This is a genomic window from Mucilaginibacter sabulilitoris (assembly GCF_034262375.1).
Classification (GTDB): Bacteria; Bacteroidota; Bacteroidia; order Sphingobacteriales; family Sphingobacteriaceae; genus Mucilaginibacter; species Mucilaginibacter sabulilitoris.
The window spans coordinates 5521078-5536211 of sequence record NZ_CP139558.1 but is presented as its reverse complement, the minus strand read 5'-3'; the positions used below and the strand labels follow the sequence as shown (position 1 = coordinate 5536211).

Annotated in this window: 11 protein-coding genes; 9 read left to right on the top strand and 2 right to left on the bottom strand. The window is 42.7% G+C overall.

Annotated elements, in window-relative coordinates:
* Positions 1–19: 19 nt before the first annotated feature.
* Positions 20–517: an FKBP-type peptidyl-prolyl cis-trans isomerase gene (locus SNE25_RS23665; RefSeq protein ID WP_321561488.1), complete on the top strand. Its 498-nt coding sequence runs from the start codon at positions 20–22 to the stop codon at positions 515–517.
* Positions 518–674: 157 nt separating this feature from the next.
* Here the strand turns inward: SNE25_RS23665 and SNE25_RS23660 are convergent, their stop codons facing one another.
* Both SNE25_RS23660 and SNE25_RS23655 read right to left on the bottom strand, forming a co-directional pair.
* A complete protein-coding gene (locus tag SNE25_RS23660; RefSeq protein ID WP_321561487.1) occupies positions 675–1364 on the bottom strand; it encodes a toxin-antitoxin system YwqK family antitoxin in 690 nt (229 codons plus the stop codon).
* Positions 1365–1428: 64 nt separating this feature from the next.
* A complete protein-coding gene (locus SNE25_RS23655; RefSeq protein WP_321561486.1) occupies positions 1429–4200 on the bottom strand; it encodes a TonB-dependent receptor in 2772 nt (923 codons plus the stop codon).
* A gap of 125 nt (positions 4201–4325) precedes the next feature.
* Here SNE25_RS23655 and SNE25_RS23650 point away from each other — a divergent pair, with 125 nt between their 5' ends.
* The 8 genes from SNE25_RS23650 to SNE25_RS23615 all read left to right on the top strand — a co-directional run bounded on the left by SNE25_RS23650 (position 4326) and on the right by SNE25_RS23615 (position 15062).
* Positions 4326–4895: an acyl-CoA thioesterase gene (locus SNE25_RS23650; RefSeq protein ID WP_321561485.1), complete on the top strand. Its 570-nt coding sequence runs from the start codon at positions 4326–4328 to the stop codon at positions 4893–4895.
* Between the two features lie 526 nt (positions 4896–5421).
* Positions 5422–6498: a fatty acid desaturase gene (locus SNE25_RS23645; RefSeq protein ID WP_321561484.1), complete on the top strand. Its 1077-nt coding sequence runs from the start codon at positions 5422–5424 to the stop codon at positions 6496–6498.
* Between the two features lie 186 nt (positions 6499–6684).
* Positions 6685–8220 carry a TolB family protein gene (locus tag SNE25_RS23640; RefSeq protein ID WP_321561483.1) on the top strand — a complete coding sequence of 512 codons (1536 nt, stop codon included), beginning with the start codon at positions 6685–6687 and terminating at the stop codon, positions 8218–8220.
* A gap of 139 nt (positions 8221–8359) precedes the next feature.
* Positions 8360–9274, top strand: coding sequence for a TIM barrel protein (locus SNE25_RS23635; protein WP_321561482.1), 915 nt, complete (start codon positions 8360–8362; stop codon positions 9272–9274).
* Positions 9275–9454: 180 nt separating this feature from the next.
* Positions 9455–10009, top strand: a complete 555-nt coding sequence (locus tag SNE25_RS23630; RefSeq protein WP_321561481.1) for a gluconate 2-dehydrogenase subunit 3 family protein — start codon at positions 9455–9457, stop codon at positions 10007–10009.
* Positions 10010–10012: 3 nt separating this feature from the next.
* Positions 10013–11728 carry a GMC family oxidoreductase gene (locus SNE25_RS23625; RefSeq protein ID WP_321561480.1) on the top strand — a complete coding sequence of 572 codons (1716 nt, stop codon included), beginning with the start codon at positions 10013–10015 and terminating at the stop codon, positions 11726–11728.
* A 195-nt stretch (positions 11729–11923) separates the two neighbouring features.
* Positions 11924–13603 carry a GMC family oxidoreductase gene (locus SNE25_RS23620; RefSeq protein WP_321561479.1) on the top strand — a complete coding sequence of 560 codons (1680 nt, stop codon included), beginning with the start codon at positions 11924–11926 and terminating at the stop codon, positions 13601–13603.
* Positions 13604–13631: 28 nt separating this feature from the next.
* The gene (locus tag SNE25_RS23615) at positions 13632–15062 is read left to right on the top strand and encodes a Gfo/Idh/MocA family protein (RefSeq protein ID WP_321561478.1); all 1431 of its coding nucleotides are present in this window, start codon (positions 13632–13634) and stop codon (positions 15060–15062) included.
* The last annotated feature ends 72 nt before the right edge of the window (positions 15063–15134 follow it).

Genomic DNA, 15134 nt, shown 5'->3' with positions numbered 1-15134 from the left:
TATTTAAAAATACTTTACAATGAAGATTGAACCACAGCACGTAGTGTCATTAACTTACGATTTGTATGTTGACCAGGATGGAGCCGAAGTTTTAACCGAAAGCGCCACACAAGAACAACCGTTAACCTTTTTATTTGGAGCCGGCCAGATGCTGCCCAAATTTGAAGAAAACCTGAGCACATTGTCAACCGGCGATACTTATGAGTTTCGTCTTGCTGCACAGGATGCTTACGGCGAATATGATGAAGAAGCTGTAGCTAACCTGCCAAAAGAAATGTTCCAGGGTCAGGAAATTCCTGAAATTGGCAGCATTTTGCCTTTACAGGACAACAACGGTAACCGTTTCCAAGCACAGGTAGTATCTGTTGCCGAAGATTCAGTTATTGTTGACCTTAACCACCCGATGGCTGGTCAGGAATTGCATTTTAAAGGCAGTATATTAAATGTACGCCCTGCAACTCCGGAAGAATTATCACATGGCCACGCGCATGGCCCGGATGGTCACCACGCTCACTAAGCAGGTGTTGGTCATATAAATTTGAAAGCCCGTTATGTACTAACGGGCTTTTTTAATTTACTCCACTTGTCATGCTGAACGGAGTGAAGCATCTGTTTTACCCCTTGTATAGTTCGCGAACAGATCCTTCGTACCTCAGGATGACAAGGGAGGATCTCTAAGGCATCATTATTCCACCATAATTATCAATCCAGCATCTGATCATGATACGGCAGCCTATTGGTTCGCCGTTGAGCGTTGCGGGTGTAAATACCTTGTCTTCTTCGTTGGGCATATTGGTACTCATGTTAAATACCCGGTGGTAACTCTCGCCGCTGAATATATGCACTTTAAAATCGGCCAGCCTGCCGCCCGGGCTCACCAGCAGTTCTACAACAGCATAGGAGACCATCCTGTTGATGTTTTCCAGGTCCTTCGGAAGTTTAAATACGCTTAAATAGGGTAAATAACCAAAATACCGGCCTCCCGCTTTAACTGGTTTGGTGGTACGGTCGGTATCGGTTAGCTGTTTATCAACAAAATACCGCAAACTTGAGGTTGTGTCTTCGGGAGCTTCAAACAATAATTTCTTATTGGTATAATCATAATTTTGAAGCAAGTGGCCTTTGGGGTTATAATAATGCCATACCCCAGCTTTTTTGTCATTCTCAAAATTGCCGCTGGCAATGGCTATGTTTTTTTCATTTACCGCTTGGTACAAACCTTGGCGGGTAGCCTTATCGCTCTTTAAAACCGATATTTTTTCAGTTATCTCGTCCGTAAGGCGATGTTTCCTGATGACGGTTTCTTGCGCTAACCCGGTGCTTAAATAAAAAAGGGCTGTAATTGATAGTATTATTCTTTTCAACAGAAATTCAATTTGGGTAAATATAAAACAGCATTACTCAATTTCAAAAAAGCAACGTTTTATATTAACCTCTTCTTCGGCCACCACCGCCGCCACCACCACCCGGGCGACTGCCTTTAAATTTTTGCAGGCGTAAGGTAAACGTAACCATGAAATACCGGCCTAAGCGGTTGGTACGCGTATCTATGATCTGGTTACCCACGGCAGTACGGGTTACACCTTTATTTTCATCAAACAAGTCGAAAGCCTGGAAACGCAGCGAGGCTATATGTTTTTTCAAAAATTGGTATTCCAGGTAAGTGCTTAACAGGGTAGGGTTAGCCTTTACTGTGCTGCTAAAACCATGGTTTATGGTTTGCGATAAATTATAACCCAGCACCCAGCTGTAAAAGAAATAATTTCGCCCGTCTAAACCCAACGTCCAGGTGCTGGCATCAGTATTTAAGGATGACGGAATGCTGTAGCGGGTGGTATTGATACTATAGTTGGCGCTTAGTTCAGTGTCCATAATGCTATCAATATCAGCCCTGATCCGGACGCCCTGGCTTAGCGTCCAGTTTTTGCCTACGTTACGCTCATCTTCAATATATGATACATTATTATTGTAACCCGCGCTGCCGTTTAATGATACCGTGAATTTGCGTTCGGCAAATGGTTTTGAAAAGGAGTAGTTCGCGTTAATATTATAAAGGCCGTTGGTATTCAAGTAGCGGGTTTCCTGTATTGTATTGTCATGCTGTGTGGTACTGCCGGGTGTTTGTGTACTATCAAAAACAGGTTTGGTATTAGTCACTATGGCATCCTGTGTTTCGCTGATAGAAATATTGGTGAACAGGGAATTACCGCTCGCTATATCAAACTGATTATAGCGCAGGTTCAAATTATTAGTAAATGACGGCTTCAGATCGGGGTTACCATAAACCCTGTTTTGCGGATTAGAATAATCGGGCTGAACCTGCAACTGTGTAAATGAAGGCTGACTGTTTGAACCGCTGTAATTAACCGTAAAAGAGTGATTACGTGAAAAGTTGTAAATGAACCTCGCGGTAGGTATATAATTCATGGTATTGGTATGAAAGCGCTGGTTATGCGATTCGCCATTAAGGGTTGACGGTTGCACGGCCATACCAATGGTGTAATTATATTTAGCGCCTATACCTCTTAAATTTACACCAAAGCGATTGGTAATAAACTGGTTATTATAAAGGGTGCTTAACGAATCGACATAAGTTTGCTTACCAGTTGCCGGGTCAATGCGATAATTGTATCGGTTATTATCGGTGTTTGAATAGTTATAACTATAGTTTGTTTCCAGATAGGTTGACTTGCCAATAGGCTCAATATAGGATAAGCGAACATTAGCCCGCTGTGAATTATTATTAGAATTTATCTGCTGAAAGAGCTGGGTTGTAATCGTATCCTGTTTGGTAGTGTATTCATCATGAAGGCTCTGATCACCTGATGAAAGGCTAATGCCAGCATTTACACTAAAATTACGGCCTCTTTTATGAAATTTATGGTTGTATAGTACATTAAAGCCACCGCTTTTTGAGGTAGCATCGGTCAGGGCGAGTTCATTACCCGTAACCAGTGTATTATTACGTGTATTGCTGAAAACATCAGTACTTACATCGTTTGATGTGCCGTATGAAAAGCTGGGGTTTATTTTTAAATAATTTGTAGTATCAATCTTGTACTCCATGTTAAAATCAAACCGGTGGTTAATGCCGTGGTTATGATCTTTGCTGTCATCAGTATTAATAAGCGTACCTGATTGAAAAAGATTCTGTTCAACCGTAGTGCTGTTTTGGTCTTTATCCTTGTCTGCAAAACTGTAGCTGCCATAAACGGTCATTTTTTTGCTCCAGTCATCGCGGTAATTGGTACCTACGGAACGGTTGGTGGTAATACCATTTGCTGTGCTGATCTGCGAACCGCCACCGCCTCCTCCGCCACCACCACGACCGGCCCTGCCACCGCCGCCACCGCTGCCGCCCAGGTTAAATGAGTTGGTATTGGTGTTGTTTAAAGTACCGATAAGAGCTATCTGGCGGGCGTCCAAAAATGTATTGGCCGATAAACGCGCCTGGTAGCGGTCATCGTTACCAACACCAACGCTTCCCTGGCCAAAATTGCCCCGGCTTTTTCCTTTTTGTATGGTGATGTTCAGTATTTTATCGGGATCGCCGGTTTTTATGCCGGTTAAATTAGCCTGGTCGCCATAATCATCAATTACTTGTATATTATCTACAATGTCGGCAGGCAGGTTTTGTGTAGCTGTTTGCACGTCACCCGTAAAATAATCCTTACCGTTTACCCGTACTTTGGTTACTGCTTTGCCATGTGCAGTAACGTTACCATCCTTATCAACGCTTACACCCGGCAGTTTTTTTAACAGGTCCTCAACCGGGGAGCCTTCACGTACCTTATAAGCGCTGGCCTTGTACTCAACCGTATCTTCTTTTATGGTGATGGGGTTGACGGCTGCAACAATGGTAACGGTTTTCAAAAAGTTGGTTTGTACTTTTACCTTAATTGCGTCGAGTTTTATGGGTTTGATATCATCATCCATCACAAATTTGCGCACCAACGTTTGATAACCGATACCACTTACCGTTATTTTAAAGTTTTTGGAATTAACCGCCGGGAAACTGAAAACACCTGTAGTACTGGTGGCAACGGCCATACTATCCTTATCAGAGGTTAGTTTTACATTAATGCCCGGAACCGAGCCCACACTGTCGACAACCGTTCCGCTAACTTCACGGGGCTGTTGTGCAAACACCTGGGTTATAAAAATGGAACAAATAAAAGTAAGTAGTAGTAGTCTGGTCATAGTTCAGGTTATATAGGGCTATTGACCGCAAAGGTTTAATTTAGTTTAAAAGAATAAGTGTGTGTAATACAATTGTTGCAATAATTCGCCCGCTGATGCTTAAACTTGTAACAAAACCATAGCACATGACAGCACTTACAGATGAATCTGATTACAAAACAGTAGGTTTTTCGCAAACTACCATTACCGAACTGATGATACCATCATACTCCAATTTCGGCGGAAAGATACATGGAGGTATTTTATTGTCACTTATGGATAAGGTTGCGTATGTATGTGCTGCCAAACATGCCGGGAACTACTGCGTAACTGCATCTATTGATACGGTTGATTTTTTACAGCCGGTTGAGGTAGGTGAGCTGGTATCGCTTATGGCCTCGGTTAACTATGTGGGAAAAACATCACTGGTTGTAGGTATCAGGGTAGTATCAGAAAATATCAAAAACAGTTCGGTAATGCATACCAATACCAGCTACTTTACCATGGTAGCTAAAGATGAAAATAATAAACCCGTTAAGGTGCCCGGATTGATATTAGAAAACCGTGAGCAGGTACGTCGTTTTATTGAAGCACGCCGGCGTAAGGAAATAAAACAAAGCTACATGAAAGAAGTGGAACAAATTCAGATGCCCGATAATTATGAGCATTGCATAGCCCTGCTTTTAGGCGAGCGCTGTTTGGTGGCGGGAGAGTAGTAATGAATGAAATTGTACCAGCAAGTTATACAAAAAACTCCATTTGTCATCCTGAGGTACGAAGGATCTGATCATGATATTGCAAGCATCAGAACAGATGCTTCACTACGTTTAGCATGACAAACTTTTGTATGCCGCAAGCTGATTAATAATCAACGAAATCGAAATAATCATCCCAATCAGCGGTTGATTCCTGACAATAATCTGACAATATTATACTTTCATTGAAATATAAGTTCAGGTTTGGAGTTTATATATCAAAGAGTCCTGAACAAGAAAGTTAATAGTTACGTATAACTGTTAATATTTGAAAAGCCCAGTCAACGCCTATCATCTCAACAATCATTGCTCAAATTTTGACTTATCCCACTTACAACTCAACGGACTATTCCGAAAAGGGTTTAGGTTTTTATTGGGATTGGCATTAATCATATTTATATTTAGAAAATGACAATTTGATGATATATTTCACTTACATTGTACGCAATTAAACTACTCTCTATTTAAACTAATCTCCCAAAACTTAATGGCTTTTTTAAACTCAGTGCTTGAACCACCCTCGTATGGCTGGACAGACGAAGATGGCAACCTTGCAAAACCTACCAATGGCAAAATTGTAAAAGAATTTTTTTCAAGACTGAATGTATTTAAGGATAAAAAAAACTGGCTTTCGTTCCTGAGCTGGCTCCTGGTATTGGCCTTAGTGCCATTTTTAGCTTTATTCATATTTAAATATTTTAGTATTACCGGCCTCATCGTAGCTTTTGTGTACAGTATGATCATCATGGGGACACACGGTACCATATGGCACCACCGCTATTGTACCCATGGCGCTTATACTTTCAGTAATAAATTCTGGAGGTTTTTTACGCAAAACCTTACACTCAAAATTATTCCTGAAGAGATATATGCTATATCGCACCATGTGCACCATGCATTGTCTGACCAGCCCGGCGATCCTTATAACGCGCAGGGCGGTTTTATGTATTGCTTTCTGGCCGATGTTAACCACCAGCCTGTTGCCCGCAAAATGAGTGAGGCCGACTATAACCGTTGCATCAACTTAATGAAACATACCGGCATAAAACCGAATACCTACACTCAGTACCAAAAATGGGGTACTATCGCTAACCCGTATCGTACCGTTGCCGGCATCATCCTTAATTGGGGCTTCTGGTTTGCGGCGTTTTATTTATTGGGCGGTCCGGCGCTGGCTTGTGCCGTATTTGGTTCTGCCGGAATATGGGCCGTAGGGGTGCGTACCTTTAATTATGAAGGCCACGGTAAAGGTCAGGACAAGCGCCGTGATGGTATTGATCATAATCGTGATGACATGTCTATCAATCAACTATGGCCTGGTTATGTAGCCGGCGAATGGCATAATAATCATCATTTGTTCCCTAAAAGTGCCCGTTCCGGCTTTAAAGCTCATCAGCTTGACCTGGCCTGGTGTTATATTAAATTCCTGAGCATGATAGGTGCGGTGAGTTCATACCGCGATTCCAAGAAGCAATTTTTGCTGGAGTATTGCACGGTAAAGCCTGTTGCTGTGCCGGTTGTAAAATATTCACAAGAAACTAAATCGCTGTTTGAAGTTGAATAACGGTAAGGTATATATATAATTAAAAAGGAGTAATGTTTACATTACTCTTTTTTTGTTGAACTAATATCGGTGGCCAAATATCCTTGTGTAAAATATATGATATTGATAAAATAGTACTGTTTTATTTACGAATGGAATTTATAACTTAGTGAACCAATTATATAGTGTAACTTAAACACCCACACCATGCGTAATAAAATACTTAGTTTATTTTTTTGCTTAATATGCGCTGCCTTTTTTTATCAAAAAGCAAATGCGCAATCTTCAGGTTTAGGGATATTTGATGATGAAACGGATGTGGGAATTGTAAAGCATAAAGGCAATACCCAGTATGATCCTAAATTGCAGCAGTACCATCTGGCGGGCGCGGGCAGTAATATATGGGCCACAAGCGATGCTTTTCATTTTGTATGGAAACGCATGAAAGGCGATTTTATATTGCGTACCAACGCGGCCTTTATTGGCAAAGGTGTAGAGGCGCACCGTAAGGTTGGGTTAATGATACGTACCTCGCTCGATTCTAATTCCAAACATATTAACGCTGTTGTTCATGGCGATGGTCTTACATCATTACAATACCGTAAAGCAGTTGGCGGTATAACCGAAGAAAAAAAATCAAGCATTACAGGCGCAGATGTTATCCAGCTGGAACGGAAAGGTAACATCTATACCATGTCGGTAGCCCGTAAAGGCGATATGTTTGTAAGTGAAGAAGTAGACGACCTTGACCTGGGCGACGAAGTGTATGTAGGTATATTCATTTGTTCGCATAATGCAGATGTAGTTGAAAAAGCTACCTTTAATAATGTACGTATTGTGGTGCCTGCACCAACTTCGTTAGTTCCGTATAAACAATACCTGGGCAGCAGCATCGAATTGTTGGATATGGCTACGCAAAACAGTACTGTTATTTATCAATCGCCAAAGTCGTTGCAGGCACCAAACTGGATGCATGATGGTAAATCCCTTATTTATAACAGTGAGGGTTCATTATTTAAGTTCGATCTTAAAACCGGTGAACCAACCGTTTTAAACACCGGTCAGGCAAAAAATAACAATAACGATCACGTGTTGTCGTTCGATGGCAAAATGCTGGCTATTAGTAGCGGCGATGGCGGCCCATCAATTGGTTATACCGTATCATCATCAGGAGGTGAGGCTAAACGGGTAACAGAAACAGGACATGGTGCAAGCTATATGCATGGCTGGTCGCCCGATGGCAAGTACATCGTATTTTGTGGTCAGCGGGGTAAGGAGTTCGATGTTTACCGTATCCCTTCAGGCGGAGGTCCCGAAGAACGGTTAACCACTACTCCTGGTCTTGATGATGGCCCCGAATACACACCCGATGGTAAATACATTTATTTTAATTCCGTGCGCAGCGGTTTAATGCAGGTTTGGCGCATGAAAGCCGATGGCAGCGAACAAACCCAGATCACTAACGACGATCATAACAACTGGTTCCCGCATGTATCGCCCGATGGTAAATGGATATGCTACATTACTTTCCTTAAAAATGAAGTAGAGCCCGGCGATCATCCATTTTATAAGCACGTATTCATCAGGGTGATGCCCGTGGGCGGTGGCCCTTCAAAAGTAGTGGCCTATCTGTATGGCGGGCAGGGCACTATCAATACACCATCATGGTCGCCAGATAGTAAACACATTGCCTTTGTAAGTAATTCACAATTATTGTTTCCTGCATTTCCAATGAGCAAGTAGGGGGAATTCGGAATTTAGAATCACAGAGAATATATAGAATTATAACAGGATAATTCGTTTTGATATAAATTACTTTTATCTTGACTTTTAATTCTTATCTCTTAACTCCAATTATATTAACCTTTAAACAAAAAACACTATGCAAACCTCCCGCAGATCATTTTTAAAAACCGGCGCCATCGCACTGGCTGGCGCAACTTTGTTGCCAGATAATTTATTAGCCGGAGAAAAACGCCTGCAACGTGTTGGGGTACAGCTTTATAGCGTACGTGATGCCATGAAAGCCGATCCGAAGGCGACGCTTAAAAAGCTGGCAGATGCCGGTTATAACCATGTTGAACACGCCAACTACGTCGACCGTAAGTTTTACGGTTATACAGCTAAGGATTTTAAAAAGCTACTTACCGATCTGGAGTTGAAAATGCCAAGCGGCCATACTGTGATGACAGCCCAGCATTGGGACGCCGCTAAAAATGATTTTACCGACGCCTGGAAATACACCGTTGAGGACGCCGCTACAGTTGGCCAAAAATATGTGATCAGTCCCTGGCTTGATGAAAGCCTGCGCCATGATACCGATGCTTTAAAGCGTTTTATGGAGCAGTTTAATAAATGCGGTGAACTGTGCCAAAAATTCGCGATGAAATTTGGGTACCATAACCATAATTTTGAGATCAGTACCAAAGTAGGGGATATTACTTTGTACGATTTTATCATCCAAAATACCGACCCTAAGCTGGTTGCACAGCAAATGGATATTGGCAATATGTTCAGTACCGGCGGGGTAGCGCTTGATTTTATTAATAAATATCCGGGACGTTTTGAATCGTTGCACGTAAAGGACGAAATTAAGGTGGCTCCAAGAAGCGATGGCGATGATACCGAAAGTACCATATTGGGTGCAGGTGTGTTGCCGGTTAAGGAAATTGTACGTGCAGCCAGTAGAAAAGGTGGTACCGTGCTGTTTATTATTGAGCAGGAAGCCTATCAGGGTAAAGACCCGGTTGATTGTGTAAAAATTGATTTACAAATCATGAAAAAATGGGGTTATTAATATTATTAAGGTAACTTTCCAAATAGAATAAATTTCAGACTAACCCTTTTTAAGGTAGTTAAAATTACTAAGTTTGAAAATCGTTTACGAACCAAAACATACCAACTATAAAAATATACCTGTATACATTTTATAATGCAGGTATATTTAATTAAACATTGCTAAAACAATTTACTTTATATGCACAGGCGTATCGCTATTAAAAATCTGGCATTAATTATTGGGGGGGCGGCATTATTGCCATCGTGTGTACATAATAGCGGCAAAGCCTCAGTTAAACTTAAAAATGTTGATATTAATGCCGATCAGGAAAAGCTGATTGGTGATATGGCCGAAACCATTATCCCTAAAACAAATACACCTGGTGCTAAGGATCTGCAGTTGCATCTATTTGTATTAAAAATGGTTGATGATTGTTATACCAAAAAAGATCAGCAGGATTTTATGACCGGTATGGGCCAGTTTACAGATCTTGTTAAAAAGCAATACAGTCGTTCATTTGGCGAGTGTGATCAAAAACAGCGCGAACAAACCCTTTTGAGTATTGAACAGGATAAAGACCCTAAAAGTACAACCTATCCTGCTGAATTGAAAAGTTTTTATGGTATGGTCAAAGGGCAAACGGTAAACGGCTATACCACCTCAAAATATTTTATGACTAAACAAGTGGTTTACGAATTGGTACCGGGCAGGTACAACGCGTTTTACCCGGTTAGGAAAAAGCAAGCAGTATAAGAAATGGCTAATTTAAATATTGATAGCGTTAAGGACCGTACTTTTGATGCTATAGTAATTGGTTCGGGGATGAGTGGTGGCTGGGCTGCTAAAGAACTTACCGGAAAAGGGCTCAAAACTCTGATGCTGGAGCGTGGGCGCGATGTAAAGCATATTAAGGATTACCCTACAACTAATATGTACCCCTGGGAGTTTGAGCACCGCGGCGAAATGCCGATGGCTGTTCAGGAAGCTAATCCTATAGTGAATCGTTGCTATGCCTTTCATGAAGATGCTGCCCACTTTTTTGTGAAAGATAAAGAGCACCCTTATGTTCAGGATAAGCCGTTTGACTGGATCCGCGGCTATCAGGTAGGGGGTAAATCATTATTATGGGCCAGGCAAACACAGCGCTGGAGCGATTTTGATTTTGAAGGTCCCGCCCGAGATGGCTTTGCGGTCGACTGGCCAATCCGTTATAAAGACATAGCGCCATGGTACAGTTATGTTGAAAAATTTGCGGGTATATCAGGCAATAAAGATGGTCTTGCCGAACTGCCCGATGGGGAGTTCTTACCAGCGTTTCCACTTAACAGTGTTGAGCAATACTTCAGCAAGCATGTTAAAAGTAAATACAGCAACCGTCACGTAATCAGTGCACGGTGTGCGCATTTATCAAAGCCAAACCAGATTCATCTGGATCAGGGCAGGGCGCAGTGCCAGGAGCGCATTCTTTGCCAGCGTGGCTGCCCGTTTGGCGGCTACTTCAGTGCCAACTCGTCAACCATACCCTGGGCATTAAAATCGGGCAATTTAACTCTGCGCCCGTTTTCTGTGGTGCACTCTATTATTTACGACGATAAATTGGGTAAGGCAACCGGCGTTCGTGTTGTTGATACCAATACCAAAGAAACCATTGATTATTTCGCCCGCATCATTTTTGTAAATGCGGCCGCCATGAATACTAACCTTGTATTGTTAAACTCTACATCGCACCGTTTCCCTAATGGATTAGGGAATGATAGCGGTGTATTGGGCAAATATGTGGCCTTTCATAATTATTCGGCACATATGAGTGCCGAGTACGATGGTTTTAAAGAGTGGACAACCGATGGTCGCAATCCGGCCGGCGGCGGTTACATCCCGCGTTTCAGGAACGTATTCAAACAAGAAACCGACTTTTTACGCGGTTACGCATCTGGCTTCAGTGCTTACAGGCGCAGGCAGCGCGGCTGGGATGGCATAGGCAGCAGCCTTAAAGATAACCTGGTAAATGATGACCTGGGTCCATGGTCGGTAGGCTCCCACATGATGGGGGAAACCATACCTAAAGAAGCCAGCTACGTGGCGCTTGATGCCAAGTTAAAGGATGACTGGGGCGTGCCGTTGTTAAAGATCTCGATGGATTATGATGACAACGATGAGAAGATGAAAAAGGATTACATTGAGCAGTTAACAGAAATGTTTACCAGCGCCGGCTTTACCAATATTCAGGCGAGCAGCGATCATAGGGCGCCCGGTTTGGACATACATGAAATGGGTGGCGCGCGTATGGGGCATGATCCTAAAACATCTGTGCTTAATAAATGGAACCAGGTGCATGCTGTTAATAATGTATTTGTAACCGATGGTGCCTGCATGACCTCAACCTCGTGTCAGAACCCATCGCTAACCTATATGGCCCTGACCGCCCGCGCGGCCGACTATGCGGTTAGTGAAATGAAAAAAGGGAATATATAGTATTAAGTTGAAAGTAATGAGTTATGAGTTTTACCTGATATAAATTATTGAGGCTAAACTCCGTACTCAGAACTCAAAGCTGATCACTAATTCCTAAGTGTAAAAAAAACACAATGAAATATTTGTAAAATAATTTTTATTCATACATTTAACGGTGTAACCAATTAATAAACAAATTCATTTAACCGAATAAATATGTCTGCAAACACTTATGACGCTATAGTAGTTGGCTCAGGGATTTCTGGCGGGTGGGCTGCCAAAGAACTAACAGAAAAAGGTTTGAAAACCATTATGCTGGAGCGTGGCCGAAACATCGAACACGTTAAAGATTATGTGAACGCTAATAAAGCACCATGGGAGTTCCCGCACAGAGGGGGCCGCACCCAGAAAATGATCGAAGACTACCCGGTATTAAAACGCGATTATCCATTAAACGAAACCAATTTAGATTATTGGGCAAGTGATAAAGATAGCCCGTATACAGAAATAAAAAGGTTCGACTGGTTCAGGGGCTACCACGTTGGCGGCCGCTCATTAATGTGGGGCAGGCAGTCATACCGCTGGGCCGATGTTGATTTTGAAGCCAATCTGAAAGATGGCATCGCCATTGACTGGCCAATCCGTTATAAAGACGTTGCGCCGTGGTACAGCTATGCAGAAAAATTTGCAGGCATTTCCGGTAATAAAGATGGTTTGCCCATTTTACCCGATGGTGATTTTATGCCGCCTATGGAAATGAACTGCGTAGAGAAAGACGTATCTAAAAGATTAAGAGAATTTTATAAAGAAGCACGTCACATGATCATTGGCCGTACCGCTAATATCACCGTGCCGCATAATAACCGCACCAATTGCCAGTATCGTAACAAATGCTGGCTGGGTTGTCCGTTCGGGGCTTATTTCAGCACACAGTCGGCTACATTGCCGGCAGCTATGGCAACTGGCAATTTAACTGTTCGTCCATGGTCAATAGTTACCAAAATATTATACGATAAGGATACTAAAAAAGCTAAAGGTGTTGAGGTGCTTGATGCGGAAACCAATCAAACCTATGAGTATTTTGCAAAAGTTGTGTTCCTTAATGCTTCAACATTTAATTCAACCTGGATAATGATGAACTCTGCTACTGATATTTGGCCGGATGGCTTAGGCAGCAGCAGCGGTGAACTGGGCCATAACGTAATGGATCATCACCTTAATGTAGGTGCGTCGGGCAGGATAGAAGGATATGAGGATAAATACTATTTCGGTCGCCGTGCCAATGGTTTCTATATCCCGCGTTACCGTAACCTAAATGGCGAAAAACGTGATTATATCCGTGGCTTTGGCTATCAGGGAGCCGCAAGTCGCGAAGGTTGGAGCCGTGACATTGCCGAAATGAACATTGGCGGTGGCTTCAAAGATGCCTTGACCGAACCAGGATCATGGCAGTTAGGTATGGGCGGCTTCGGCGAAACACTACCATATCATGAAAACAAGATAACTCTTGATAAAACCAAAAAAGATAAATGGGGCTTACCAGTTTTAGCTTTTGATGCTGAACTGAAAGAGAACGAGCTTAAGATGCGTATCGAAATAGAGAAGGATGCTAAAGAAATGTTGGAAGCAATGGGCGCTAAAGATGTACAAAGCCATAGCGCTAATCCGTTTTTGGGCAGGGGCATCCATGAAATGGGCACCGCGCGCATGGGCCATGACCCTAAAACATCGGTTCTTAACAAATGGAACCAGGTTTGGGATGCCAAAAACGTGTTTGTAACCGATGGTTCATTCATGGTATCGGCTGCATGCCAAAACCCGTCACTTACTTATATGGCTATGACAGCCCGGGCGGCAAACTATGCTGTTGACGCCTTAAAAAAGAACGAGATCTAATTAACCAGATATCCAAATAATAATACCCATGACTGAAGAACAGGACAAAAGTACTCCGAAACCGTCGAGGCGGGAGTTTCTTAAAAGCAGTACTATTGCTGCGGCAAGTTTTATGATCGTACCGCGCTTTGTATTGGGCGGTAAAGGCTTTATTGCACCAAGCGATAAGCTGCTTATTGCCAGTGTTGGCGCCGGCGGTAAAGGCCAGAGCGACATTGCCAACTTTTACAAAAGCGGCAAAGCCGAAATCGCTTATTTATGCGACGTAGACGACAGAAGGTCTGCTAAATCAAGGTCTGCTTTCCCTAAAGCCAAATATTATAAAGATTGGCGCGAAATGTATGATAAGGAATCAAAACATTTTGATGCCGTATCTATTTCTACTCCTGATCATAACCACGCCATTATCACTTACCATGCGATGCAGTTAGGCAAGCACGTTTATGTGCAAAAACCAATGACGCATGATATCTGGGAAGCCCGTTTACTGACCGAGGCAGCGAAAAAATATAAAGTGGTTACACAAATGGGTAACCAGGGTTCATCAAACGATGGTACCCGCCTCATGTCTGAATGGTATGATGCTGATCTGATTGGTGATGTGCATACCGTTTACTGCTGGACAAACCGCCCTGTGTGGCCGCAAGGTATCGCATGGCCTCAGCCCGACCCTAACATTCCTAAAGAACTTGACTGGAACCTTTGGTTGGGTACTGCGCCTAAAAAAGACTATGTTGATAAACTGGTGCCATTTAACTGGCGCGGATGGTGGGATTATGGTACCGGCGCCCTGGGCGATATGGGCTGTCACCTGGTTGAAGCTCCGTTCCGTGTACTCGGGTTACAATATGTTAAAGACGTACAGGCCAGCGTTGGTAGTGTGTATGTTGATGAGTTTAAACAAGGTCACTTCCCTGAAAGCTGCCCTCCGTCAAGCCACATTACTTTAACATTCCCTAAAACTGATAAAACCAAAGGTGACGTTACTATGCACTGGATGGATGGCGGTATACAGCCAGAAAGACCTGCTGAATTAGGAGCAAGTGAAAAATTTGGCGGCGAAGAAGGTAACGGTACATTGTTCATCGGTACAAAAGGTAAAATGTACGCAAGCACCTATTCTGATGCTGCAACGCTGTTGCCTAAATCACTTACCCAAAGCGCTAATGCGCCTCAAAAATGGGCACGTGTACCAGGCGGTGCTAATGGACACTACGCACAATGGGTTGAAGGCTGTATTGCCGGATACGGTAAAACCGAACTAAGCTCATCATTTGACAAGGCCGGTCCGCTTACCGAAGCATTGTTAATGGCTAACCTTGCTGTACGTGGTCATGATCTTCAGGGTGGAGACGTGAAATTGGTATGGGATAACCAGGCAATGAAGGTAACCAACTTTGATGCAGTTAACAAATACATCCAGAGGGATTATCCTGATGGGTTTAAACTGAAAGCGTAAGCTATAAATAGGGTTGAATTATTGAGTTATTGAATTATTGATTTCTTAAGGATCAGCATATAGCGACTCAAT

What these genes read in the sequence shown, in the direction of transcription:
- SNE25_RS23665 (WP_321561488.1), top strand. Translation starts at nt 20, where the DNA reads ATGAAGATTGAACCACAGCACGTAGTGTCATTAACTTACGATTTGTAT.
- SNE25_RS23630 (WP_321561481.1), top strand. Translation starts at nt 9,455, where the DNA reads ATGCACAGGCGTATCGCTATTAAAAATCTGGCATTAATTATTGGGGGG.
- SNE25_RS23655 (WP_321561486.1), bottom strand. Translation starts at nt 4,200, where the DNA reads ATGACCAGACTACTACTACTTACTTTTATTTGTTCCATTTTTATAACC.
- SNE25_RS23615 (WP_321561478.1), top strand. Translation starts at nt 13,632, where the DNA reads ATGACTGAAGAACAGGACAAAAGTACTCCGAAACCGTCGAGGCGGGAG.
- SNE25_RS23650 (WP_321561485.1), top strand. Translation starts at nt 4,326, where the DNA reads ATGACAGCACTTACAGATGAATCTGATTACAAAACAGTAGGTTTTTCG.
- SNE25_RS23620 (WP_321561479.1), top strand. Translation starts at nt 11,924, where the DNA reads ATGTCTGCAAACACTTATGACGCTATAGTAGTTGGCTCAGGGATTTCT.
- SNE25_RS23640 (WP_321561483.1), top strand. Translation starts at nt 6,685, where the DNA reads ATGCGTAATAAAATACTTAGTTTATTTTTTTGCTTAATATGCGCTGCC.
- SNE25_RS23645 (WP_321561484.1), top strand. Translation starts at nt 5,422, where the DNA reads ATGGCTTTTTTAAACTCAGTGCTTGAACCACCCTCGTATGGCTGGACA.
- SNE25_RS23635 (WP_321561482.1), top strand. Translation starts at nt 8,360, where the DNA reads ATGCAAACCTCCCGCAGATCATTTTTAAAAACCGGCGCCATCGCACTG.
- SNE25_RS23625 (WP_321561480.1), top strand. Translation starts at nt 10,013, where the DNA reads ATGGCTAATTTAAATATTGATAGCGTTAAGGACCGTACTTTTGATGCT.